Below are 22,641 nucleotides of genomic sequence, written 5' to 3' on the forward strand. Positions count from 1 at the left end.
TGATCAGCTTGACGATGATGTTGGACAGGAAGCCCTTGAAGACTTCGAAGCTCAGTTCGGAAGTAAGGCTCTGACTGAAGAGGTACAGCAGGAACGGAAGGAAAAGAAACAATGCAGCACCGCTGACACGATGCAGAATGGACACCTTCGCCGCCAACGGTAGGCGATATGTCATCGTAATGTCGCCAATTCCGATGTTCCGGAACTCCGGCCTCGGTTTTTTTACGGCTTCTGCCATGCTAGACCCCTACTATGTAGTCACACTAACCCGCGATTTTAGCGCCTTTTCATTCCGCGGCGCAGCGAAAACCCGAGAACACCGTTGCATTACGTGCAACGAACGCGCCCATTCCGAACGGGTTCGGCGCCGCCCGAGGGGCGCCCGCCCGCATCAGCTCAAGTCGTTCTGATAGTAGTACCCGGTTGTGACATACCAACCGCGGCGCACTTCGACCGGTCTATCGCCGTAGGTAAAGGACACGCGCTCGACCGACAGCAACGGAAATCCAGGGGGCACGCCAAGCAATTCCGCCACCGAAGGCTCGGCCGCGACTGCCCGTATCTTTTCGGAGGCCCGAATCATGCGCGTGCCGAATTCGGCTTCGAACATGGCGTAGAGCGGACCCTTGTAGTCGCTCAAACGCTCGAGCGTCAGCCCGCGGAACACCGCTCCGGGCAGCCAGATCTCGTCGAGCACCGTGCTGACGCCGTCGAACTGCAGCAAGCGCTTGATCAACACGACCGGGTCCGCCGGCTTCAGATCGAGTTGGCGCGCAATCTCGGCGGGCGCTCGCAGGCGCCGGCATTCGAGCAGTTTGCTGATGTGGGGATGTTCGGCGCCGTCGTCGGCCAGAAGGCGCAAGAAGCGAAACTGCGCGCGGTCCTCATTGTGCGTCGCAACGAACGTGCCCTTGCCCTGGCGGCGCACGAGCAGGTTTTCGGCAGCCAGTTCGTCGATGGCTTTCCTGACAGTTCCCTGACTAACCTTGTAGCGCGCGGCCAGCTCGACTTCGCTCGGGATGATTTCGCCGGGCTTCCATTCGCCGGATTCGAGGCTTTGCGTAATGAGCCCCTTGATCTGCTGGTACAGCGGGCTGAACGTAGGCGAAGCGCCGCCTGCAGCCGCGCCGTCGCCGGACGGGCCGTTCGGATTGCTTGCGCTTGCCTGGTTTGCATTCATGCGCGCATTTCAACACAAAGGGCCCGCGCCCGTCCAGGTTTACGTCTACGTATCATATGTCTTATATAAGACATATGATACGGTTGACTTGGAGGAATCGCGCTCCTACACTCCGTCGCGGGCACGGGTGGAGTGTCTTTGGACACTACGCCTACACGCTTCGCGTAACGCGCATAAAATAGCGTTTTTCCCAAGCGTAGTCGCACCAAACGCACCAACGCATCCCTGGAGAGTTTTCAATGGCTAAGTCCGCAAAGCGCGTTGCCGTCACCGGCGCCGCAGGTCAAATCGGTTACTCGCTGCTGTTTCGTATCGCCAACGGCGATCTGCTCGGCAAGGACCAGCCCGTCATCCTGCAACTGCTCGATCTCCCGCAAGCGCAAGCCGCGGTCAAGGGCGTCGTGATGGAGCTCGAAGACTGCGCGTTCCCGCTGCTGGCGGGCGTGGTCGTGACGGACGATCCGAAGGTCGCGTTCAAGGACGCCGACATCGCGCTGCTCGTGGGCGCCCGTCCGCGGTCGAAGGGCATGGAGCGCAAGGATCTGCTCTCGGCCAACGCCGAAATCTTCACGGTTCAGGGCCGCGCACTCAATGAAGTCGCGAGCCGCGATGTGAAGGTGCTCGTCGTGGGCAATCCGGCGAACACGAACGCTTACATCGCCATGAAATCGGCGCCGGATCTGCCCAAGAAGAACTTCACGGCCATGTTGCGCCTGGACCACAATCGCGCGCTCTCGCAGCTGGCCGCGAAGTCGGGCAAACCCGTTGCGTCGCTCGAAAAGGTCGCCGTCTGGGGCAACCACTCGCCGACGATGTATGCCGACTACCGCTTCGCGACGGCCGACGGCCAGCCGGTGAAGGCGCTCATCAACGACGAAGAATGGAACCGCAACGTGTTCCAACCGACCGTGGGCAAGCGCGGCGCGGCGATCATCGAAGCGCGCGGCCTTTCGTCGGCGGCGTCCGCTGCGAATGCGGCAATCGACCACGTGCGCGACTGGGTGCTCGGCACGAACGGCAAGTGGGTCACGATGGGCATTCCGTCGGACGGCTCGTACGGCATCCCTGAAGACATCATCTACGGCGTGCCTGTCACCTGCGAAAACGGCGAGTACAAGCGTGTGGAAGGCCTCGAAATCGACGCCTTCTCGCGCGAAAAAATGGACTTCACGCTGAACGAGCTCCTGGAAGAGCGCGACGGCGTGCAGCACCTGCTCGGCTAGTTGCCGCGCTCGGGGCGGCCCGCGTGAGCGGGCGCGCCCCATGCATGCATTCCGGGTCCGGCGCGGCGCACCGTGTGTCTGACACGTGGGCAGTCGGCGCCGGCCTCTTGCGCGGATTCGCGCGCGCTTTGCTTTTCCGCTGACAGCTCGACTTTTGGCGCCGCAGAGTCCGCTCGAATCCGGCTTTCACGTAACGACTGAAGCTCCTGACGCCGACGATGCGCGCCCTCACTCCCACGGAAGTGCTGTTTGACGGCGAAGCGCCCCCCGCGCTCCTGCCCGTGTGCGATCACTACGCGGGCAGCGAAAAGCTGATGCTGAAGTCGCTCGCGCTGCAAGCGCAGCTCGGCCCCGTGTTCGACGTGACGCTCGATTGCGAGGACGGCGCGGCGATCGGCCATGAAGCCGAACATGCCGAGCTCGTCGCTTCGTTGATCGGCGGCGAGCACGATCGCTTTGGGCGCGTCGGCGTGCGCATTCACGATTTCGCGCATCCTCATTGGCGCGACGACGTGCGTCGCATACTGCGCTCGGCGAGGCAGGCGCCCGCCTATGTGACCTTGCCGAAGGTGCGCAGCGTCGCCGATGCCGCCGAAATGTGCGCGTTCGTCGAAGCGACGCGCCGCGAATACGGCATTGCGAAACCCGTTCCCATCCAGCTTCTCATTGAAACGCACGGCGCACTGGCCGACGTGTTCCGCCTCGCGTCCTTGCCGACCGTCGAGTCGCTCTCGTTCGGGTTGATGGATTTCGTGTCGGCGCACGACGGCGCAATCCCCGATTCCGCCATGCGCTCGCCGGGCCAGTTCGATCATCCGCTCGTGCGCCGCGCGAAGCTCGAAATCTCCGCGGCCTGCCACGCCCACGGGCGCGTACCATCGCACAACGTCAGCACGGAGATTCGCGACATGTCGGTCGTGGCCGCTGATGCGGCGCGCGCACGCGAGGAGTTCGGCTACACCCGCATGTGGAGCATTCATCCCGAGCAGGTGCCGGTTATCGTTGCCGCATTCGCGCCGCGCGACGAAGCCATCGCGACCGCAGCCGACATTCTGTTGGCCGCCCAAGCTGCCCAATGGGGACCGACGCGCCACGGCGATACGCTGCATGACCGCGCGAGCTACCGCTTCTACTGGTCGGTGCTACGCCGGGCTCGCGCGACGGGACGGCCGCTGCCGCCCGAGACGGCGCCGCTGTTCGCGGTTTCAAAGTGATGGCGCTTGGACGGTCGGCTGGAGCGCGAACGGCAAGGAGCCTGAAAATCTGAAGTTTGTGCCGCCAAATAGGAGAAAATAGCGACCGCCGCGCGAAGACTACGCGCGCGCAGCCGGCGCCAGCTATTCCGCCCGCCGCGCCGTTCGAGTTCCATTTGTCTGATCGTCACCCAAAAGGTCTAGATTCCATGAAGAAACTGCTGATCGCCGCCGTCGTCGCCTCGTTGTCCGCCACGGCGCTCGTTAGCGCGAATAACGCGTTTGCACAAGATGGCAGCACGGCCACCAAGAAGAAGGCCGTCAAGGCGCCGGCGCCGAAGCACCGTCTCGTCAAGCGCAAGTCGACGAAATCGGTCGAGAAGACGGATCCGGTGCCGGAAGGCTCGGTGGTCTGGTCCTGCAACGAAGGCCATTCGTTCGATCTGAAGGGCGACATGAAGCGCGACCAGGTCGTTACGGTTCACTGGGGCACGAAGAATTACAACCTGCCGCGCGAAGCCACGACCACGGGCGCGGACCGTTTCCACGACCTGGCCACGGGTCTGGATCTCGTCGTGATCCCGACCAAGGCGATGCTGTTCTCGGATCACGACGGTTCGCGCCTCGCCGATGAATGCAAGACGGCCGAGATGATGCAGGGCGCACCGGCGCCGACGCAGTCGAACGCGCTGCAAAAGTCGACCAACTGATTTTCGGCCAGGAAGCCTCGCCCCATGGCTGCTCCGATCGTCAATGTCCGGCCCGCGCCGGACCAGGTGCTGGTCGATATCGTCGACTATGTCATGGACTACCGCATCGACAGCGCGCTCGCGCTCGAGACGGCGCGTCATTGCCTGATCGACACGCTCGGCTGCGGGCTCGAGGCGCTCTCCTACCCGGCCTGCACGAAGCTGATGGGGCCCATCGTGCCGGGCACGACCGTGCCCAACGGCGCAAAGGTACCCGGCACGCAGTTCCAACTCGACCCTGTGCAGGCGGCCTTCAATATCGGCGCGATGATTCGTTGGCTCGACTTCAACGACACATGGCTCGCCGCCGAATGGGGGCATCCTTCCGACAATCTCGGCGGGATTCTCGCCACGGCCGATTGGCTGTCACGCACGGCCGTGGCCACCGGCAAAGAGCCGCTCGTGATGAAGGACGTGCTTGTCGCCATGATCAAGGCGCACGAGATCCAAGGCGTCATTGCGCTCGAGAACTCGTTCAACAAGGTCGGGCTCGACCACGTTCTGCTCGTCAAGCTGGCCTCGACGGCCGTTGTCGGTCAACTCCTGGGCCTATCGCGCGACGAGCTCGTCAACGCCGTCTCGCTCGCATTCGTCGACGGACACGCACTGCGTACCTACCGTCATGCCCCCAATACGGGCTCGCGCAAGTCGTGGGCAGCCGGCGACGCCACTTCGCGCGCCGTCCGGCTCGCACTGATCGCCAGGACAGGCGAGATGGGCTACCCATCGGTGCTGACGGCCAAGACGTGGGGCTTTTACGACGTATCGTTCAAGGGCAACGCGTTCAGGTTCCAACGTCCGTACGGCTCGTATGTGATGGAGAACGTGCTGTTCAAGATTGCGTTTCCGGCCGAGTTCCACGCTCAAACCGCGGTCGAAGCGGCGATGACGCTGCACGGTCGACTGCAGGCGCAGGGCAAGCGCATCGACGACATCGCGAGGGTGACGATTTGCACGCATGAAGCCGCAATCCGCATCATCGATAAATCCGGCCCGCTCGCCAATCCGGCCGATCGCGACCATTGCATCCAGTACATGGTGGCGGTGCCGCTGATTTTCGGCCGCTTGACGGCTGCCGATTATGAGGACGACATCGCGGCCGATCCGCGCATCGACGTATTGCGTGCGAAGATCGTCTGCGTCGAAGATCCCAGCTTCACCGTCGATTACCATGATCCGGGCAAGCGCTCGATCGCCAACGCATTGACGGTCGAATTCAACGACGGTTCGAAGCTCGACGAAGTCGTCGTCGAATATCCGATCGGACACAAGCGGCGCCGTGCCGAAGGCATCCCCCTGCTCGTGGAGAAGTTCAAAACCAACCTCGCGCGGCGCTTCCCCGAAAAGCAGTGCCGCGCGATTCTCGATGTCTCGCTCGATCAGGCGCGTCTGGAACAGATGCCGGTCAACGAGTACGTCGATATGTACGTGATCTGAATGCTTCAGGCAATTTCGATTCAGGCAGGATTCAAGCAGGTCCGAACGATGTTCCAGGTTCAATAAAAACGCAGCAACGTCATTTCCTCGATCTAACCTAGGAAAAACCATGGCCCACAATCTGCACAACACGCTCAAGGAATTCGACAGCGGAGCCGGTACAGGCAAGTACTACTCGCTGCCCCAGCTCGGCAAGGCGCTGAACGTCAAGATCGACCGGCTGCCGGTCTCGATCCGTATCGTCTTGGAATCGGTGCTGCGCAACTTCGACGACAAGAAGGTCTCGGAAGAGCACATCAAGCAGCTTGTCAACTGGAAGCCGACCGCCGCGCGCGTCGACGAAATCCCGTTCGTGGTCGCGCGGGTCGTGCTGCAGGATTTCACGGGCGTGCCGCTTTTGGCCGATATCGCAGCCATGCGCGGCGTGGCCCAGCGCGCCGGCAAGAACCCGAAGACGATCGAGCCGCTCGTGCCGGTCGATCTCGTGGTCGACCACTCGGTGCAGATCGACTACTTCCGCCGGGCGGATGCGCTCGATCTGAACATGAAGCTCGAGTTCCAACGCAACAACGAGCGTTATCAGTTCATGAAGTGGGGCATGCAGGCGTTCGATACGTTCAAGGTCGTGCCGCCCGGCGTCGGCATCGTTCACCAGGTGAACCTCGAATACCTTGCGCGCGGCGTGCATAAGAAGACTGACGGCGACGACACGATCTACTACCCCGACACGCTCGTCGGCACCGACAGCCATACGACGATGATCAACGGCATCGGCGTCGTGGGTTGGGGCGTGGGCGGTATCGAAGCCGAAGCGGGCATGCTCGGCCAGCCGGTGTACTTCCTCACGCCTGACGTCGTCGGCGTCGAACTCAAAGGCAAGCTGCGCGAAGGCGTGACGGCGACGGACCTCGTACTGACGATCACCGAAATGCTGCGCAAGGAAAAGGTCGTGGGCAAGTTCGTCGAGTTCTTCGGCGACGGCACCGCATCGCTGGCGCTGCCCGACCGTGCGACGATCGGCAACATGGCACCCGAGTACGGCGCGACGATGGGCTTCTTCCCCGTCGACGAAAAGACGATCGACTACTTCAGGGGCACGGGCCGCACCGATGCCGAGATCGCCGCCTTCGAAAACTACTTCAAGGCGCAGGGGCTCTTCGGTATTCCGAAGGCCGGCCAGATCGACTACACGAAGGTTGTCACGCTCGATCTCGGCACGGTGGCGCCGTCGCTGGCCGGTCCGAAGCGTCCGCAAGACCGCATCGAAATCGGCAATGTCAAGTCGACGTTCGCCGATCTGTTCAGCAAGCCTGTCGGCGAGAACGGCTTTGCCAAGAAGCCGGCCGATCTCGACGCCGAGTACACGACGTCGAACGGCGTCAAGCTCAAGAACGGCGACATTCTCATCGCGGCAATCACGTCCTGCACGAACACGTCGAACCCGAGCGTGCTGCTGGCCGCGGGCCTGCTCGCGAAGAAGGCCGTCGAAGCCGGCATGTCGGTGGCGCCTCACATCAAGACTTCGCTGGCTCCCGGGTCGCGTATCGTCACGGAGTACCTGACGAAGACGGGCCTGCTGCCGTATCTGTCGCAACTCGGCTTCGAACTCGCCGCGTATGGCTGCACGACCTGTATCGGCAACGCCGGCGATCTGACGCCCGAACTGAATGAAGCGATCACGAAGAACGACGTCGTTGCGGCCGCCGTGCTGTCCGGCAACCGCAATTTCGAAGCGCGCATTCACCCGAACATTCGCGCGAACTTTCTTGCATCGCCGCCGCTCGTCGTCGCTTACGCGCTCGCCGGCACGGTCACACGCGACTTGATGACCGAACCGGTCGGCAAGGGCAACGGTGGCAGGGACATTTACCTCGGCGACATTTGGCCGTCGAGCGAAGAAGTCCACGCGCTGCTCAGGTTCGCGCTCGACGCCGATGCGTTCCGCACGAACTATGCGCAGCTCACGAAGCCGGGCGACCTGTGGAGCAAGATCGAGGGCGAAGAAGGTCAGGTTTACGATTGGCCGAAGTCGACGTATATCGCCGAGCCGCCGTTCTTCGGCCACGACTTCTCGATGAAGCCGTCCGATTCGATTCCGGCAATCAGAGGCGCGCGTGCGCTCGGCATCTTCGGCGATTCCGTGACGACGGACCACATCAGTCCTGCAGGCTCGATCAAGGAGGATTCGCCGGCTGGCAAGTGGCTGAAGGAGAACGGCGTGCAGAAGGCCGACTTCAACAGCTACGGTTCGCGTCGCGGCAATCATGATGTGATGATGCGCGGCACGTTCGCGAACGTGCGCATCAAGAATCTGATGATTCCGGTGAAGGCGGACGGCACGCGCGTGGAAGGCGGGCTGACGATTCATCAGCCGAGCGGCGAGCAGTTGCCGATCTATGACGCCGCGATGAAGTACATCGACGCGGGCACGCCGACGATGATCTTCGCGGGCGAAGAGTACGGCACGGGTTCGTCGCGCGACTGGGCGGCCAAGGGTACGCAGCTCTTGGGCGTGAAGGCGGTTGTGGCGCGCAGCTTCGAGCGGATCCACCGTTCGAATCTGGTCGGCATGGGCGTGCTGCCGCTGCAGTTCAAGGGTACGGACAGCGTGCAATCGCTCGGTATTACGGGCGATGAAACATACGATATCGAAGGCCTGGGCGATCACTTCAAGCCGCAACAGGAAGTCACGCTCGTGATCCATCGCAAGGACGGCAGCACGCAACGCGTGCCCGTGCTGCTTCGTATCGATACGCCGATCGAAGTCGACTATTACAAGCACGGCGGGATTCTGCCGTTCGTGCTGCGCTCGCTTCTCGCGGCGTAAAGCCACGCATTCAGCGTACGGCTGATTTGCAGGCGCCGCGCTTCTTCGTTGTTTGGGCGCGCGGTGGATTCAAGCCCGGCTTGGCCGGGCTTTTTTTATGGCTTTTCATCGACGAGCGGCACGACAGCACCGCACTACATTTTTTCCGTCCTTTACAAAACATCAACAAAACGATTTGTCGGAGTCTTCTATCGACACATTCCCCATGCGCATACGAATAAGTTCTAAAGAATTGCGCGTCGGCGGCCGTAAACCAGAAGCGGCGGAAGCAAGCGAAATCCGAGGTTCGCTCCGCCGCACACGTTTCTGTTTTGGTTAAGTGTCTAAGGAGACCTTTAAATGAAGAAGCTCTTTCGAGCGCTGTTGATTTCCGCCGGTGCAGCACTAGTGGCGACCGGCTGTGCGTCGGGGCCGCAGTATAAGGACGTGGCATCCGCCATCCCGACGCTCGCCGCCGATCATGGTCGAATCTATTTCTTCCGCTCGAGCAATTTCGGTGGTGCGGCAATTCAGCCTGAAATCAAGCTCAACGACAAAGTCGTCGGACGTTCGGTACCGGGTGGCTTCTTCTTCATCGATGAGATGCCGGGCGAATATACCGTATCGACTTCCACCGAAGTGAAGCGCAATATCAAATTCATGCTGCACGCCGGCGATACAAAATACGTGCGTACGTCCGTCAGCATGGGATTACTGGTAGGCCGTGTCACGCCGACACTGGATGATCCGGAAACTGCACCGCAGGAAGTCGAGCAACTCACCTATACGGGCACACCGATTAGTCCCGCGGCGAAATAAGAAGTTGACGCTGCCGATCGGTTCGAATGGGTCCAGCCACCGGTCGGCCGCGCGGGACGGATTGAATGCCCGCGCGAAACACTGCCGGTAAGTTGGCACCGCTCATCGCCGCACCGCTGCCCCGTCGTCCCGCATCAACCATTCGTCATCCGCCTGAGCAATTGCAACCCTTCGGTCCAATCGCCCAGGTTGCTGTCCGCGTTGAGATGGCCCTTCGCCCCGACCTCGACGAGTTCGCTGCCCCACGCAGCTGCGCATGCACGTGCATGTGGCGCGCTGCCATAGGGATCGTTGCTGCTCGATACGATCGTCGTCGGGAACGGCAAACGCTCGGCCGGCAGTGGCTCGAAGCCCCTGGCCGCGTTGCGCGGAAATGCAGGCGAGGTCGGATCGGGCACGGCCACGAGCAGCGCCCCGCGAATCTTCCTGCCGCATCGACGAGCCCAGTGCGCCACGGCCAAACATCCGAGGCTGTGTGCGATGACGATGGTTTCGTTCGCGGCTGCCGGTAATTGCCGATCGATAGCCGAGACCCACTCATCGCACGCCACGCGATCCCAATCCTCTACGGTAAGGCGATGCCAGTCCCGATGGGCGGCCTGCCATAGACTTTGCCAATGCGATGGACCGGAGTTGCCGATGCCGGGAACGATAAAAACGGGGCAATCCATCTGCTCGATCTCCGTGTGGGAACAGGCATCCAGTGTAAAAGCGCTTGAACTCAGGCAACATCGCAAATCGAATGTATTGATGCGCATGCACTAACGAATCAACCGAATTGGCCGGTGCTCACGAATGAAAACCAAGGCAATTGCGTTAGACAAACTTGACTGGCGGATTCTCGAGGCGCTGCAGAGCAACGCACGCGTCACCAACACGGAGCTCGGAAAGCAGATCGGGCTGTCTCAACCCGCTGTCACCGCCCGCATCCGGCGGCTCGAGGAACAAGGCGTCATCGAAGGCTATGCAGCCCGGATCAATCCCGGCCTCGTTGGCCGGCGCATTGCCGCCGTCGTGCGAATCTGCACGACCCACGCCGAGATCAAGCATTGTCTGAGCGCCTTCGCGGCGATGCCCGAAATCATCGAGGCGCATAGGATCACCGGGGAAGACTGCTTCCTCGTTCGCATCGTGGTCGAAGAAATGAGCCAGCTCGAAAGCGCAATCGACGCACTCGCCAGATTCGGGCCGGTCACGACGTCTATCGTACTGGCGAGCTATCCACCGAAGATCATCCGCGCCGGATAAATGAGAAGTCGTCCACTGCTCTGCGCGTACGCGCCATCACCCGAGCCCCGCGAACTGCATTCGCGCGGGCACATCGCCGTGAGACATCGATTCGCGCACACATCGGGCGAATTCCAGCGCAGTGGGCTGTGCCGTCGCGGGCAAGCGCAGGCAAATCGCGAACGGCGGCAACGCCGGCAACCCCATTGCATGCTGCGCGAGCGTTTCCAGGTCGGCCGGCACCGTCGACGCAAGCCAAGCCGTGACAGCAAGGCCGGCACGCACGGTCGCGGCGGTCGCCTCGATATTGCCGCTTTCAAAGACAGTACGCCAGGCAATGCCCTCCTGCGCGAGCGCGTCGAGCACGGCGTGCCGGAACGCACAGCGTTCGTCCACCATCGATAACGGCAGCGGCCGCTTCTGCCCAGCATCGCTATCGCGGCCCTTGACCCACACGAGCGGCTCGACGCGGATCACCTCGTCCTCGGCCTCGTCCACCACATATTCGACCAACGATAAATCGACGCGGCCGCCGTCCACCGCCTCTCTAAGCTCGGGCGATGTCGCGCACACGAGTGAAATGTCCACGCGCGGGTGAGCTTCGGCAAATGCTTTCATCGCCGGGGCGAGCGGCGTAACGAGATCGTAAGGCACGCCGACGCGCAAGCTGCCTTGCAACGTCTGCGATGCCACATCAGCCCAGATTTCATCGTTCAAGCGCAGCAGTTGGCGCGCCTTGACGAGAAACTGCTCACCTTGGCGCGTCAACTCCAACCTGCGCGCTTTTCGCACGAGCAGAGGGCTGCTCAACGCCTCTTCAAGGCGTTTCGTTTGCTGGCTCACGGCGCCTTGCGTCATATGCAGCCGATGTGCAGCGACCGTCATGCTGCCGCTGTCCACGACGGTGACAAAGGTGCGGATCAAAGCGAGGTCGAGGTTTCGGTTCATTGCCGCATTATGGTTCGTAATGGACGGCATCAATATTATTGGTTTTGCTGATTCGTCCGCTTTTCGTAAAGTGGAGCACTCACGCGCTGCTCGCCGCACGATCGCCCGTCCATTTTCCGGAGATATGCATGCCTGTCCCCCCCTTTGCCGAATCGTTCGACATCGAATCCGCGTTCGACGACATTGTCGAATACTGGTCGCCGAAAGTGGTCGCCCAGGTCAACGATCAATATGTGAAAGTCGCGAAAGTGCGCGGTCAACTGGTATGGCATGATCACGCGAACGAGGACGAGCTGTTCTTTGTCGTGCGCGGTCGTCTGAAGATCGAATACGAGGGCGGACGTTACGTCGATCTGCCGGCGGGGTCGATGCACGTCGTGCCACGCGGCACGTTGCATAATCCCGTCGCCGACGAGGAATGTTGGATTGTCTTGATCGAGCCCGTGCAAACGAAGCACACGGGTGATGTCGATTCACCGTTGACGAGGACGATCGACGAGCAGCTGAGCCGATTGCGCGGATAACCGCGGCCGCGGATCGTCGGGCCGGGTGTCGGCCGCTCAGTCCTGTGGCCCCGGATCGACGGATATGCCCAGTTCGCCCGCCATCCGTTCGACGAACGCGCGCAAGCGCGCGACTTCGTCTGCCAAGCGCTTTTGTTCCGCTTTCAGTGTCTCCCATTCCGAGGAAGCCACAGATCCTTCCGCGGGTTCGCGCGCCGCGGCCATCTGCTCGACGCTCACTTCGCCGCACATCAGATGCATCCAGCGGTTTTCTCGTTCGCCCGGGCTGCATGCCAACTTGATTGCCAGCGCAGGCGTGCGCGCGGCCAATTCGTCGAGAAAAGCTTCGACGGACGAGTTATCGGCAAAACTGTGCAGACGCGCGGCGTTCAGGCGCAATTCCGCAACCGTCTGCGGGCCTCTGAGCAGTAGCACGGTCAACAATGCAGCAGACTGGCTCGGAATGCCGAGCACGCGATTCATATTGTGCTCGTAACGCGTGACGCGACTACTGCTCGCTTCCATCACGAGACTGAGCCGCTTCAAACCATCGATTGCGGTTTGCACATCCGACTCGGTGACACTCATCACCGGATAGCGTGCGGTCTTCTGATTGCAGCCCGCCGCCAAGGCATTCAGCGAAAGCGGGTAGGTATCGGGCACGGTACGTTGCTTCTCGACCAGTACGCCGAGAACGCGGGCTTCGAGCGGAGTAAGGTCGCGCAGGGATTGGGTCATGGCCAGCGACTTGCTGTGAAGTGGGGTGCATATGATAAACGGCGACGAGCGTTTCGACGGGCTGCTCATGCCGTGCCGACATGGCATCGCGCCGGGACGTGCATCGCGCTGGCCTACGCTGGCGAAGCGATAGAAACGAAGGGGCGTGATCAGATTCCGGCTTTCGGCGCGGTCAGGATCAAGCGCAAGCCCAGCGCCGTAATGGCCCCGGCTGCAATGCGATCGACCCATTTCCTGGCACGCAGATACACCTCGCGCGGGCGCTTGCTCGAAAAGCAGAGCGCGACGATCGTGTACCAGCCGAACTCCACCGAAAACACGAGAGGGGGCAGCGCAAAGTAGCACCAAAGCGGCGGATGCTGCGGCAGCAGCGCGGCGAAGATACTGCCGTACCAGATGGCCGTCTTCGGGTTGCTCAACTGCGTGGTCAATCCGACCCAGAACGACTTGCGCGGGCTGCTCGCGGCTACGCCCGTTGCGTCCTGCATCGCGATCGGGCGATCGGCGCCACGCCAGATTTTCGACGCGACGAAGATCAGATAGGCGCCACCCGCGACCTTGAGGCCGATATACAACCATTCGACGGCCTGCAAAAGCGTGTAAAGCCCGGCTAATGCAATGCTGCCGAAAAAGATGCCGCCGGCGCCCATGCCGAGCGCGGTTGCAAGGCCATCCCTACGAGAAAGCCCAATCGCGTTACGAGCGACGAGAACAAAGCTGGGCCCCGGAATCATGGCGCCTAGCCAAAGCGAAGCCAGAATGGCGAAAATCGCGGCCGTTGCGGTCATTGGCATCTCCTCACGGTTAACGTTGGGATTCTGCATTCGAACGCGGATTTTCGCATAACGGTGTTACCGGCGCAGCGACGCAATGCTTGCCGCCCTACGTTTCCAAGGCCGTGCGTTCCTCACGCCACCGCACGCGCCGCATTCCTCCCGCGCAACCACTCGAGGGCGAGCAGCAATGTGGTCGAGAACACGATGAGGATCGTGGCAAGCGCCGCAATGGTCGGCGTGATGTTCTCGCGGATACCCGTGAACATCTGGCGCGGCAGCGTCGTCTGATCGGCGCCCGCGAGGAACAGCGTCACGACCACTTCGTCGAACGAAGTCGCGAACGCGAACAAGGCACCCGAAATGACACCGGGCGCAATCACCGGCAACGTGATTCGAAAGAACGTGCGCGCCGGATTGGCGCCGAGCGACAGGCTCGCGCGAACGAGGTTTCCGTCGAAGCCTTGCAACGTCGCGCCCACCGTCGTCACGACGAACGGCACGCCGAGCGCAGCATGCGCCATGATGAGCCCGATATAGGTATTCGCCAATCCAAGCGGTGCGAAGAACAAATACATGCCCACACCGACGACGATCACCGGCACGATCATCGGCGAAATCAACACGGCCATGACGATCGCCTTGCCTCGGAAGTTCGCCTTCGCCAACCCCAGCGCCGCAAGCGTGCCGAGCACCGTGGCCAAGGCTGTCGCCGAGGGCGCCACGATGAAGCTGTTCTTCGCGGCGAGGCGCCACTCGTCGGACGTGACGAGGTTGTGATACCAACGTAGCGACCAGCCCGGAATCGGATAGACGAGAAACGTGCTCGACGAAAACGACAATGGCACGATCGCAAGCACCGGCAGAATGAGGTACAGCAGCGTCAGCACGGCCAAGCCGCGCAAGAGGAAATACCATGCACGTTCGACGAGCGAGGTATGCGGCGCGAACAACGGTTTCGACAATTTCATGCTCGGCTCCGACTATAGGCTCGGTTGTGCGCGCGTAAAGCGACCGTACACCGCGTACAACACGAGCGTCGCCGCCAGCAGCAGGCCGCCGAGTGCGCAGGCCATGCCCCAGTTGATCGTCACGTTCGTGAAATAAGCGACGTAGTAGCTCACCATCTGATCGTTAGGACCGCCAAGCAATGCGGGCGTGATGTAGTAGCCGATGGCGAGAATGAAGACGAGCAGCGCGCCGGCTCCGACACCTGGGTACGTTTGCGGCACGTACACGCGCCAGAATGCCGCGAACGGATGACTGCCGAGCGAAATAGCCGCGCGTTGATACGTGGGCGGGATCGACTTCATCACGCTGTACAGCGGCAGAATCATGAACGGCAGCAGAATGTGCGTCATCGAGATATAAACGCCCATCCGGTTGAACAGCAGCTCAAGCGGCGCGTGAATCAGCCCGATCCCGCGCAACGCATGATTCACCAGGCCTTCGGTCTGCAGAATCACGATCCACGCGGCGACGCGCACCAGGATCGACGTCCAGAACGGAATCAGCACGAGGATCATCGCGAGGTTTGCGCGGCGCTCGCTCAACGTCGAAATCCAATAGGCCAGCGGGTAACCGAGCAGCAACGCAGCCAATGTCACCACGGCGCCGATCACGAACGTGCGCCCGAACACGCTCAGATAAATGCGTTGGTCGGGATCGGTCCGCTCGATGTGGCCGAAAGCATCTTGACGATGATCGAGTGCGGCCAGGAGATAGAACGGCGAATAACGCGAGCCGTTTTTGGCGATCGCGCGCCAATAGCGCGCTTCGCCCCAGCGCGGATCGAGCTCGATCAGCTTCGCGCGCACCTGGTCGGGCGACAGCGCGAGCGCGTGGCCCGCATCGTCGGCGAACGGTAATGCGCGCGCCGTCTTCGCCACGAGCGAACGAAAGCCCGGGATCTCGACATTGAGCCGCCGCGCGAGGCTCCCCATGACCTCGCCGTCTTGCGTGGCGGCCAGGTCGGTCGTCAGCGCTGCATAGGCGGCAGCCGGCGGTTCGCTCTTGCGGTCCCATGCATGGAGCTGCACGACGGTCTTGGGCAACGCGTCGGCCACCTCGGGATTCTGCACGGCGCGCGTCAACAGCGCCGCGATCGGCACGACGAAAATCAACAACAGGAAGATGGCCAGCGGTGCGATCAACAGCAACGCCGCCGCCCGTTTGCGCGCCTGCGCGGCCTTCAATTCCCGCTTCAGCGTCGCGCTCGTCGCGCCGCCGGGCTCGCTTGGGATCGTCATCGTTTGCACGCTTTTCTCCTGCCTCGCTTCCTGCTTCGTGCTGCTTGCTTGCTCTCGCCGCCCAATCGGGCAGATGCCTTTGCTGATCGGGCGGCGCAACGCTTGGTCGTCAGGCGACACCGTTTATACCGGTGCCGCCGTCAGCGCTTCCTGACTTACTTCGATGCCCACGAGGCGAAACGCTGCTCGAGTTCGTCGCCGTAATCGGTCCAGAAGGCGGCGTCCTGCAACACCGCGTTCTTGCCGTTCGCCGGCGAGTTCGGCAGCTTGGCCAGCGTTTTGGCATCGAGCGACTTGATCGCATCGCGATTCGCAGGGCCGTATGCGATGTGCTGCGCATACATCTGTTGCGGCTTCGACGACAGCGAGTAAGCGATGAACTGCTCGGCCAGCGCCTTGTTCGGAGAGCCCTTCGGGATCACCCAATAGTCCAGGTCGTAGATGCTGCCGTTCCAGACCACTTTCAGGTTCTTGCCTTCACGCTGCGCGGCATCGATGCGGCCGTTGAACGCAGAAGACATCACGACATCGCCCGCGACGAGGAATTGCGGCGGCTGCGCGCCCGCCTCCCACCACTGGATGTTCGGCTTCAATTCGTCGAGCTTCTTGAACGCGCGGTCTTGACCGGCTTTCGTCGCCAACACTTTGTAGACATCCTTCGGTGCAACGCCGTCGGCCATCAATGCAAATTCGAGGTTGCCGCGCGCACCCTTGCGCAGCGCACGCTTGCCGGGGAATTTCTTGACGTCCCAGAAGTCGGCCCAGCCCGTCGGCGCGGTTTTCAGTTTGTCGGCGTTATAGGCGATGGCCGTCGACCAAACGAAAAAGCCCACGCCGCAGGTGCTCGGCGCTTCGGGGATCAAGTCGGACTTCTTCGCGATCTTCGACCAGTCGAGCTTTTCATACAGACCTTCGTCGCAGCCGCGGCCCAGATCGCCCGATTCGACTTCGACGACGTCCCAGTTCACATGCTTGGCTTCGACCATGGCCTTGATCTTGGCCGTTTCGCCGTTGTATTCGACGGCCGTCACCTTGTCGCCCGTCTTCTTCTCGAACGGTTGGTAGTAAGCGACTTTCTGCGCATCGGCGTTCGCGCCGCCGAAATTGACGACGGTCAACTCGGCGGCCGCGGCGCCGGCCGTGCCGAGCATCGTGGAAAGACAGGCGACGGCCAGCGTCGTCGCCGTGCGGCGCGTCATGATGGTATTCGTCTTCATCTGGGTTCTCCTCTACGTGGTCTTTCGTGGATGCGTCCGCCGAACCGGGGACGGGGGCGATGCTGCGCTGCTCTTCGGAATCACAGTACCGGTTGACGCCGATCGATTACGCGAAAACGCGCAAATGCTCGGCGGCGAACTCGAGTGCAACGGGGGCGCCGGGCACGAACGCGTCGAGCGCTTCGGTGCCGAGCGGGACTTTGACGAAGCATTCGTCCTGCTCGGGCACGGCGCAGCGCATGCGGACGTGGTCGCCGAAGTAAATGAGGCCGCGCACTTCGCTCGCCAGTGCGTTGCCGCTTTGGCGTGCGCCCGCATGCGAGACCAGGCGAAGCCGCTCGGGCCGAATGCAGGCGACCGCAGGCGCGCCGGCTCTCGCGTTCGCGACGTTGCGACCCGTGACGTGCGTGCCGTCGCGCAGACGCAGCCGGCAAAACTCGCCGTCGACGTCGGAAATCGTGCCTTGCAGGCGGTTGCTGTCGCCGATGAAATTCGCCACGAACTCGTTGCAGGGCGTTTCATAGAGACGGTCGACGGTATCGAGTTGCTGGACGATGCCTTTATCGAAGACTGCGACGCGATCGGACATCGTCAACGCCTCCCCCTGATCGTGCGTGACATAGACGAAGGTCACCCCGAGCTTCTCGTGCAGTGCTTTGAGTTCGTACTGCATGTGCTCGCGCAGTTGCTTGTCGAGTGCGCCGAGCGGTTCGTCCATCAGCACGAGCCGCGGGGAGAACACGAGCGCCCGCGCCAACGCGATACGCTGCTGCTGGCCGCCCGAGAGCTGCGACGGGTAACGCTTGGCGAAGCTTTCCATGCGCACCATCTTGAGCGCCTCGGCCACGCGGTCGGCCCGCTCGGCGCCGTCCATCTTGCGTACCGTCAACGGGTAGGCGACGTTCTGCGCGACCGTCATGTGAGGAAACAGCGCGTAGTTCTGGAACACCATGCCGATGTTGCGCTTATGCGGCGGCACCGTGTTGAGCAGCTGCCCATCGAGCCGGATTTCGCCGCCGGTCGGAAATTCGAAGCCGGCCAGCATCATCAGACAAGTTGTCTTGCCGGAGCCCGACGGGCCCAGCAGCGTCAGGAACTCACCCTGGTAAATGTCGAGGTCGAGCGACTTCACGACGAGCGTCTCGCCGTCGTACGTCTTGCGCACGCCGCGAAAGCTCACGATCACTTGATCCGATTTCATCGTCTCTCCTCCAATTGGCTCCATCCACATGCGTGTACCGCATTGCATTTGCAATCCAATATAATCGTTTACGGTTCCACTGAACGGAACCATTTCATTATTCCGAAGGGAACCACTTTGGATACGATCATTTTGTCGGACTGGCTCGGGACCCGGCTCGAACGCGACGCGGCCGAGCCGATGTACCGCCAGGTACTGCGCCTCGTCCAGCATGCCATCCTGACGGGCCAGCTCGCCCCCGGCACGAAGCTGCCGAGTTCCCGAACGCTGGCGGACGATCTCGATATTGCCCGCAATACCGTCCTGCGCGTCTACGATCAGCTGACGGCCGAAGGCTATGTCCTGTCGACCACCGGCAGCGGCACCTACGTCGCCGACACGCGACCGGATACCGCAGCCGTGCGCCCGCGAGTCTTCACGCGTGCGAGCGAGGCCGGCGCGCCGGAGGAAAGCCGCGCGCATCGAAGCCTGTCGACGCGCGGCCGGCGTCTGATCGGCCGCGCCGGCGTGGCGCCAAAGCAATGGGGCGCCTTCATGCCCGGCGTACCCGACGTCACCGAGTTTCCCTCGCGCACATGGAGCCGCTTGCAGGCGCGGCTTTGGAAGGAAGCCAATCCCGACCTGCTGACCTACGCACCCGGCGGCGGCTATCGACCGCTGCGGCGCGCCTTGTCGGATTATCTGCGCGTTGCGCGTTCGGTCAAATGCTCCCCCGATCAAATCATCATCACTACGGGTATTCATCAGTCGATGGACCTCGCCGTCAGGCTTTTGACCGACGTCGGCGATCGCGCGTGGGTCGAGGAGCCCTGCTATTGGGGCGCGCGCAGCGTGCTGCAATCGGCCGGGCTCGAGCTCGAACCGATTCCCGTGGACAGCGAAGGACTGAACCCGCGCGAACTTGCGCAGGCCGCGCCGCACGCGCCGCCGCGTCTTGCGGTCGTCACGCCATCGCACCAGTATCCGCTCGGCATGGTGATGAGCTTGGCGCGACGGCGCACATTGCTCGAATACGCCCGTCAGCATGACGTCTGGATCGTCGAGGATGACTACGACAGCGAGTTTCGCTACGGCAGCCGGCCGATCGCATCGCTGCAAGGGCTCGACGACGCAGGGCGCGTCATCTATGTCGGCAGCCTCGGCAAGATCCTGTATCCCGGGCTGCGGATCGGCTACATGGTCGCGCCCGAGCATCTCGTCGATACGTTTCGCACGGGCGTAGCCGAGCTGTATCGCGAAGGTCAGTTGATGCACCAGGCGGTGCTTGCGGAATTCATCCTCGGCGGCTATCTGACCTCGCATGTGCGGCGCATGCGCGCGCTATACGGCGAGCGTCGGCAGATGCTGATCGATGCGATCACCTCGCGCTTCGGGGACGCGCTTCCCGTAATGGGGGACGAAGCCGGCCTGCACCTCGTGCTCGGTCTACCGGATTCTGCCGACGACCGCGCGGTAACCGCGGCTGCATTCGAAGCCGGCGTGATCGTGCGGCCGCTCGCGGCCTATTACAGCAGTGAGGAGGTGGCGCGCCGCGGCTTGCTGCTCGGCTATGCGTGCGTACCAAACGACAGGATCGGGCCGGCGTTCGAGACGCTTGCGCGCGTCATCGAACAGCACCTGAGCGCCGGGGCCATGCACGCGGCTTGAGCGGCGGCGCGAAACCGTTTCGAGAACCGGTCGATGCGACGAGGCCGCGCGTCGCCACCGCTGCTCGCCGCCGGCGCTGTCCGTAGTTGCCATTGTTCGCAGTTTCGCTCGAGCCCGCCGGCCAGCGACCCCGTGGGCGACATGCTTGCAAGATCGTCCAAGCCGTCGGCCCGCGTTGGCGTGGAAGCCCACTTTCAGATCAACCGGCGCGGCAACCACACGGCCATTCCGGAAACATTCGTCAAGGCCCTGCCGCCCGTCACGAAGCGGACCGTCGCCATTGCAACGCGGCTCGCCGAGGTCGGGATCCGCCTCGACAGCGGACTCTCGCAGGCGGTGCTGAAATACCTGTGAGGCGACCTGCGTCACGTCGACAACAGCATCGGCAGCGCGATCGAAGCACAGCCAGGCGGATCGCTTATCGTCCGTGCGGCTGTGCTTCGCCATCGCATTCAATGGGCCGATCCAAGATCGAGCGATGCCGCACGCAGCCGTTCCCCCACGTTCGCGAACGCGTGCTCTCGCAATTGCGCGATCTGCGCATCGCGCTCGGCCGCCGTCAATCCCATCGCTTCGATGCGCGCACGCTGCGACGCATAATCAGCGTACTTTGCACGCCACGCGTCCTCGTCTTGCTGCATCTTCACGATGCGCTCGGCCGCTTGCGGCCCCCACTCCTGCGTCGCTTTTGCACGCAACTGGTCCGTCGACATGCCTTGCTGGCGCAGCCGTGCGATAGCATCGACGGTTGCGCGAGAGCGCTCGCCGCGTTCGATGACGCCGCGCTCCTGCGCCGGCATCTGCGTATCGAGCGCCTGCAGGCGGGCAGCCTTCTGCGCGTCGGACAACGCGGGATCGCGCACGATTCGCAACCGCTCGATCGCGTAATGCGCGCGGCGCCAATCAGATCCGAAGAACGCTTCGCTCCAATCCGCCCCGAGCGTTCGGCTCGCCAGCGACACGCGTTCGTCGAGCGAGGATTGCATCGCATCGAGATCCAGCTGACTCGCGCGGCTGCCATCGCTCGCGGCGATCGGCGCAGCTATCGGGGCTGCAAGCGGCGCGAGCCGGGCCAGCGCCTGCCGATAGGACTGGTACCGCTGCCATACATCCAGCGTTTCGGCTTGCGCAACCGTGCCGTCGAGCTGCGCGGCAATCCGTTTGCGCACGAGCGCATCCAGTGCGTCGGGCGGCAACTCGTTTTGCGCGGTCAGGAAATAGTCGAAGAAGTCACGCACGCCGCGTACTTTGGCCAAGTGCCCGCGCGCATCGAGCGGCAGCCGCGGCGGCATCGAACCCGTCAGCGATACCGGCAGCGAGCCGGGCCGCGCGGCCGAAGCGGAGTCCGGCGCCGCCACTTCGACGGCCGGCAGCGCCATCGCGCTGACGGCCGGCCGCGCGGCAGCCTGCGGCGCCCGGGCCGGCGCAACGAAATGCCAGACCGCGGCTACTGCGGCAACGCCTGCGAGCCCGAATAGCGCGTACGTGACGACGGTCTGCTTTGCATCGGCTGGGCGCATCATCATTACAGCCCCTGGAGTTTCAAACGATTGGCATGCGTGCGAATGACGGCAACGGGATCTTCCGCGTCTTGCCCCAGCACACCGAACACCTGGTTGATCTCATCGACGTGATCCCAGTGATAGCTCGTACTGAGCACCTGGCCGAACAGCGCACTGCAGACCGAGACGAGCCCATCGTTCGGACCTGAATTGCGATTGATCATGACGGCGCCCGAGCCCAGCAGCGTCAGCGTGGACGGGTCCAGGACATTCGCCGCGTCGAACGGCCCCGATACGCTCGTATCGGCTGCGCCGCGCAGTCCGAGCGCCGACCACCTCGGTTCGATCGCGCTGCCCGCCCACGAGTAAAGGTAGTGCGTGTTGCCGTCGACCGTCTCCGTCGGCGCGCCCGTCTGGCACGAGCCGGGTGCGCCGAGCCCGGCGCTCGGCACCGCGTCGTTGAATTGCGCCGCGCCCGTGGTGGTCAGCGCGGTCAACGCGGCGATCGCATCCTGGTTCGTATTGAAGTTGCTGCTGAACAGCGTGCCGAGCAGGTTGGCGAACTTGCCGATCAACGGCTCCGCCAAGCCCGTGGGGTCTTTTGCGAGCACCTGTGCGACGTAATCGGCGAACTCGGAACCGCGGTGCGGCGTGCCGATCGTCGTCACCGACGCGACGAGGTCTGGCGCCGCCGCAGCCACGTAACGCGCACTAAGGCCGCCCTGGCTGTGGCCGATGAGATTGACCTTGCGAGCGCCCGTCGCGGCGAGCACCTGCCTGACATAGGCGAGCAACTGCTCGCCGCGCCCGTTCGGGCCCAGATCGCTCTGGAAGCCGGACAAGTTGGCGACGTAGACGTTCGCACCGTGCACTTCGAGATCGGACGCGATGCCGTACCAGTAGTCGAGCACGTTGGCATAGCGATCCGTGCCCGACAAGCCATGCACGAGCACGATCGGATACTGCGTCGAGGCGTAGTTGTCGAGCGACGGCGCGGTATCGGCCAAGGCGAGATTCGGCTCTGCGAGCGAAAGAAATGCGGCCAACCCGGTAAAGCCAGTGAAGCTCGCGCTACCGATCGCGAGTGCCGTCAAACTCGTCAACATTTTTTTCTTTAACGATCTGGACATACCGTTTCCTCCAATTCCATTTCGGCAAACTGCCGGTTGGATTCATACGTCGTTTTAAACAGAACCGCGACAAAACCACGTGCACACGGGTCGTGCGGC

22 protein-coding genes are annotated in these 22,641 nt (G+C 62.6%); 10 read left to right on the top strand and 12 right to left on the bottom strand.

Features of this window, described 5'->3' with window-relative positions; all coding sequences use genetic code 11:
• Both sdhC and C0Z19_RS07305 read right to left on the bottom strand, forming a co-directional pair.
• A partial coding sequence (gene sdhC / locus C0Z19_RS07300; RefSeq protein ID WP_102609157.1) for a succinate dehydrogenase, cytochrome b556 subunit occupies nt 1-238 on the bottom strand: 238 nt, incomplete at its 3' end.
• Between the two features lie 153 nt (nt 239-391).
• Nucleotides 392-1,180: a GntR family transcriptional regulator gene (locus tag C0Z19_RS07305; protein ID WP_102609158.1), complete on the bottom strand. Its 789-nt coding sequence runs from the start codon at nt 1,178-1,180 to the stop codon at nt 392-394.
• 239 nt (nt 1,181-1,419) lie between these two features.
• Between C0Z19_RS07305 and C0Z19_RS07310 the strand changes: the two genes are divergently transcribed.
• The 6 genes from C0Z19_RS07310 to C0Z19_RS07335 all read left to right on the top strand — a co-directional run bounded on the left by C0Z19_RS07310 (nt 1,420) and on the right by C0Z19_RS07335 (nt 9,407).
• The gene (locus C0Z19_RS07310) at nt 1,420-2,403 is read left to right on the top strand and encodes a malate dehydrogenase (RefSeq protein ID WP_102609159.1); all 984 of its coding nucleotides are present in this window, start codon (nt 1,420-1,422) and stop codon (nt 2,401-2,403) included.
• A 218-nt stretch (nt 2,404-2,621) separates the two neighbouring features.
• A complete protein-coding gene (locus C0Z19_RS07315) occupies nt 2,622-3,617 on the top strand; it encodes an HpcH/HpaI aldolase/citrate lyase family protein (RefSeq protein ID WP_102609160.1) in 996 nt (331 codons plus the stop codon).
• 188 nt (nt 3,618-3,805) lie between these two features.
• Nucleotides 3,806-4,306, top strand: coding sequence for a hypothetical protein (locus C0Z19_RS07320; RefSeq protein WP_102609161.1), 501 nt, complete (start codon nt 3,806-3,808; stop codon nt 4,304-4,306).
• Between the two features lie 24 nt (nt 4,307-4,330).
• Nucleotides 4,331-5,782, top strand: coding sequence for a bifunctional 2-methylcitrate dehydratase/aconitate hydratase (locus C0Z19_RS07325; RefSeq protein ID WP_102609162.1), 1,452 nt, complete (start codon nt 4,331-4,333; stop codon nt 5,780-5,782).
• A gap of 109 nt (nt 5,783-5,891) precedes the next feature.
• A complete protein-coding gene (gene acnA, locus C0Z19_RS07330; protein ID WP_102609163.1) occupies nt 5,892-8,609 on the top strand; it encodes an aconitate hydratase AcnA in 2,718 nt (905 codons plus the stop codon).
• A gap of 339 nt (nt 8,610-8,948) precedes the next feature.
• Nucleotides 8,949-9,407, top strand: a complete 459-nt coding sequence (locus C0Z19_RS07335; RefSeq protein WP_102609164.1) for a DUF2846 domain-containing protein — start codon at nt 8,949-8,951, stop codon at nt 9,405-9,407.
• A 134-nt stretch (nt 9,408-9,541) separates the two neighbouring features.
• Here the strand turns inward: C0Z19_RS07335 and C0Z19_RS07340 are convergent, their stop codons facing one another.
• On the bottom strand, nt 9,542-10,078 hold the full coding sequence (locus C0Z19_RS07340; protein ID WP_102609165.1) for an RBBP9/YdeN family alpha/beta hydrolase: 537 nt from the start codon (nt 10,076-10,078) through the stop codon (nt 9,542-9,544).
• A gap of 124 nt (nt 10,079-10,202) precedes the next feature.
• Here C0Z19_RS07340 and C0Z19_RS07345 point away from each other — a divergent pair, with 124 nt between their 5' ends.
• Nucleotides 10,203-10,655: an Lrp/AsnC family transcriptional regulator gene (locus C0Z19_RS07345; protein ID WP_102609166.1), complete on the top strand. Its 453-nt coding sequence runs from the start codon at nt 10,203-10,205 to the stop codon at nt 10,653-10,655.
• Nucleotides 10,656-10,691: 36 nt separating this feature from the next.
• Here the strand turns inward: C0Z19_RS07345 and C0Z19_RS07350 are convergent, their stop codons facing one another.
• The gene (locus C0Z19_RS07350) at nt 10,692-11,582 is read right to left on the bottom strand and encodes a LysR substrate-binding domain-containing protein (RefSeq protein WP_102609167.1); all 891 of its coding nucleotides are present in this window, start codon (nt 11,580-11,582) and stop codon (nt 10,692-10,694) included.
• A 128-nt stretch (nt 11,583-11,710) separates the two neighbouring features.
• On the opposite strand from C0Z19_RS07350, the gene C0Z19_RS07355 reads away from it, so the two are divergent.
• Nucleotides 11,711-12,106 carry a cupin domain-containing protein gene (locus C0Z19_RS07355; protein WP_102609344.1) on the top strand — a complete coding sequence of 132 codons (396 nt, stop codon included), beginning with the start codon at nt 11,711-11,713 and terminating at the stop codon, nt 12,104-12,106.
• Between the two features lie 36 nt (nt 12,107-12,142).
• Here the strand turns inward: C0Z19_RS07355 and C0Z19_RS07360 are convergent, their stop codons facing one another.
• The 6 genes from C0Z19_RS07360 to C0Z19_RS07385 all read right to left on the bottom strand — a co-directional run bounded on the left by C0Z19_RS07360 (nt 12,143) and on the right by C0Z19_RS07385 (nt 18,263).
• Nucleotides 12,143-12,823 carry a YceH family protein gene (locus C0Z19_RS07360; RefSeq protein WP_102609168.1) on the bottom strand — a complete coding sequence of 227 codons (681 nt, stop codon included), beginning with the start codon at nt 12,821-12,823 and terminating at the stop codon, nt 12,143-12,145.
• A gap of 149 nt (nt 12,824-12,972) precedes the next feature.
• Nucleotides 12,973-13,611 (bottom strand): LysE family translocator, encoded by a 639-nt coding sequence (locus C0Z19_RS07365; RefSeq protein WP_102609345.1) that lies wholly within the window; start codon nt 13,609-13,611, stop codon nt 12,973-12,975.
• A 119-nt stretch (nt 13,612-13,730) separates the two neighbouring features.
• Nucleotides 13,731-14,567, bottom strand: coding sequence for an ABC transporter permease (locus C0Z19_RS07370; protein WP_102609169.1), 837 nt, complete (start codon nt 14,565-14,567; stop codon nt 13,731-13,733).
• Between the two features lie 12 nt (nt 14,568-14,579).
• Nucleotides 14,580-15,845: an ABC transporter permease gene (locus C0Z19_RS07375; protein ID WP_102609346.1), complete on the bottom strand. Its 1,266-nt coding sequence runs from the start codon at nt 15,843-15,845 to the stop codon at nt 14,580-14,582.
• A 155-nt stretch (nt 15,846-16,000) separates the two neighbouring features.
• Nucleotides 16,001-17,044: an ABC transporter substrate-binding protein gene (locus C0Z19_RS07380; protein ID WP_175084020.1), complete on the bottom strand. Its 1,044-nt coding sequence runs from the start codon at nt 17,042-17,044 to the stop codon at nt 16,001-16,003.
• A gap of 124 nt (nt 17,045-17,168) precedes the next feature.
• Nucleotides 17,169-18,263, bottom strand: a complete 1,095-nt coding sequence (locus C0Z19_RS07385) for an ABC transporter ATP-binding protein (RefSeq protein WP_102609171.1) — start codon at nt 18,261-18,263, stop codon at nt 17,169-17,171.
• A 117-nt stretch (nt 18,264-18,380) separates the two neighbouring features.
• Between C0Z19_RS07385 and pdxR the strand changes: the two genes are divergently transcribed.
• Both pdxR and C0Z19_RS07395 read left to right on the top strand, forming a co-directional pair.
• Entirely contained in the window at nt 18,381-19,910 is a 1,530-nt protein-coding gene (pdxR, locus tag C0Z19_RS07390; protein ID WP_102609172.1) for a MocR-like pyridoxine biosynthesis transcription factor PdxR, read from the top strand.
• Nucleotides 19,911-20,051: 141 nt separating this feature from the next.
• Complete coding sequence (locus tag C0Z19_RS07395) at nt 20,052-20,264, top strand: hypothetical protein (protein ID WP_146012013.1); 213 nt, start codon at nt 20,052-20,054, stop codon at nt 20,262-20,264.
• Nucleotides 20,265-20,362: 98 nt separating this feature from the next.
• Here the strand turns inward: C0Z19_RS07395 and C0Z19_RS07400 are convergent, their stop codons facing one another.
• Nucleotides 20,363-21,433: a lipase secretion chaperone gene (locus tag C0Z19_RS07400; RefSeq protein ID WP_233196055.1), complete on the bottom strand. Its 1,071-nt coding sequence runs from the start codon at nt 21,431-21,433 to the stop codon at nt 20,363-20,365.
• A gap of 2 nt (nt 21,434-21,435) precedes the next feature.
• A complete protein-coding gene (locus C0Z19_RS07405; RefSeq protein WP_102609174.1) occupies nt 21,436-22,542 on the bottom strand; it encodes an esterase/lipase family protein in 1,107 nt (368 codons plus the stop codon).
• Between the last annotated feature and the right edge of the window lie 99 nt (nt 22,543-22,641).

It is taken from the genome of Trinickia soli (assembly GCF_002879855.1).
Taxonomy (GTDB): Bacteria; Pseudomonadota; Gammaproteobacteria; order Burkholderiales; family Burkholderiaceae; genus Trinickia; species Trinickia soli.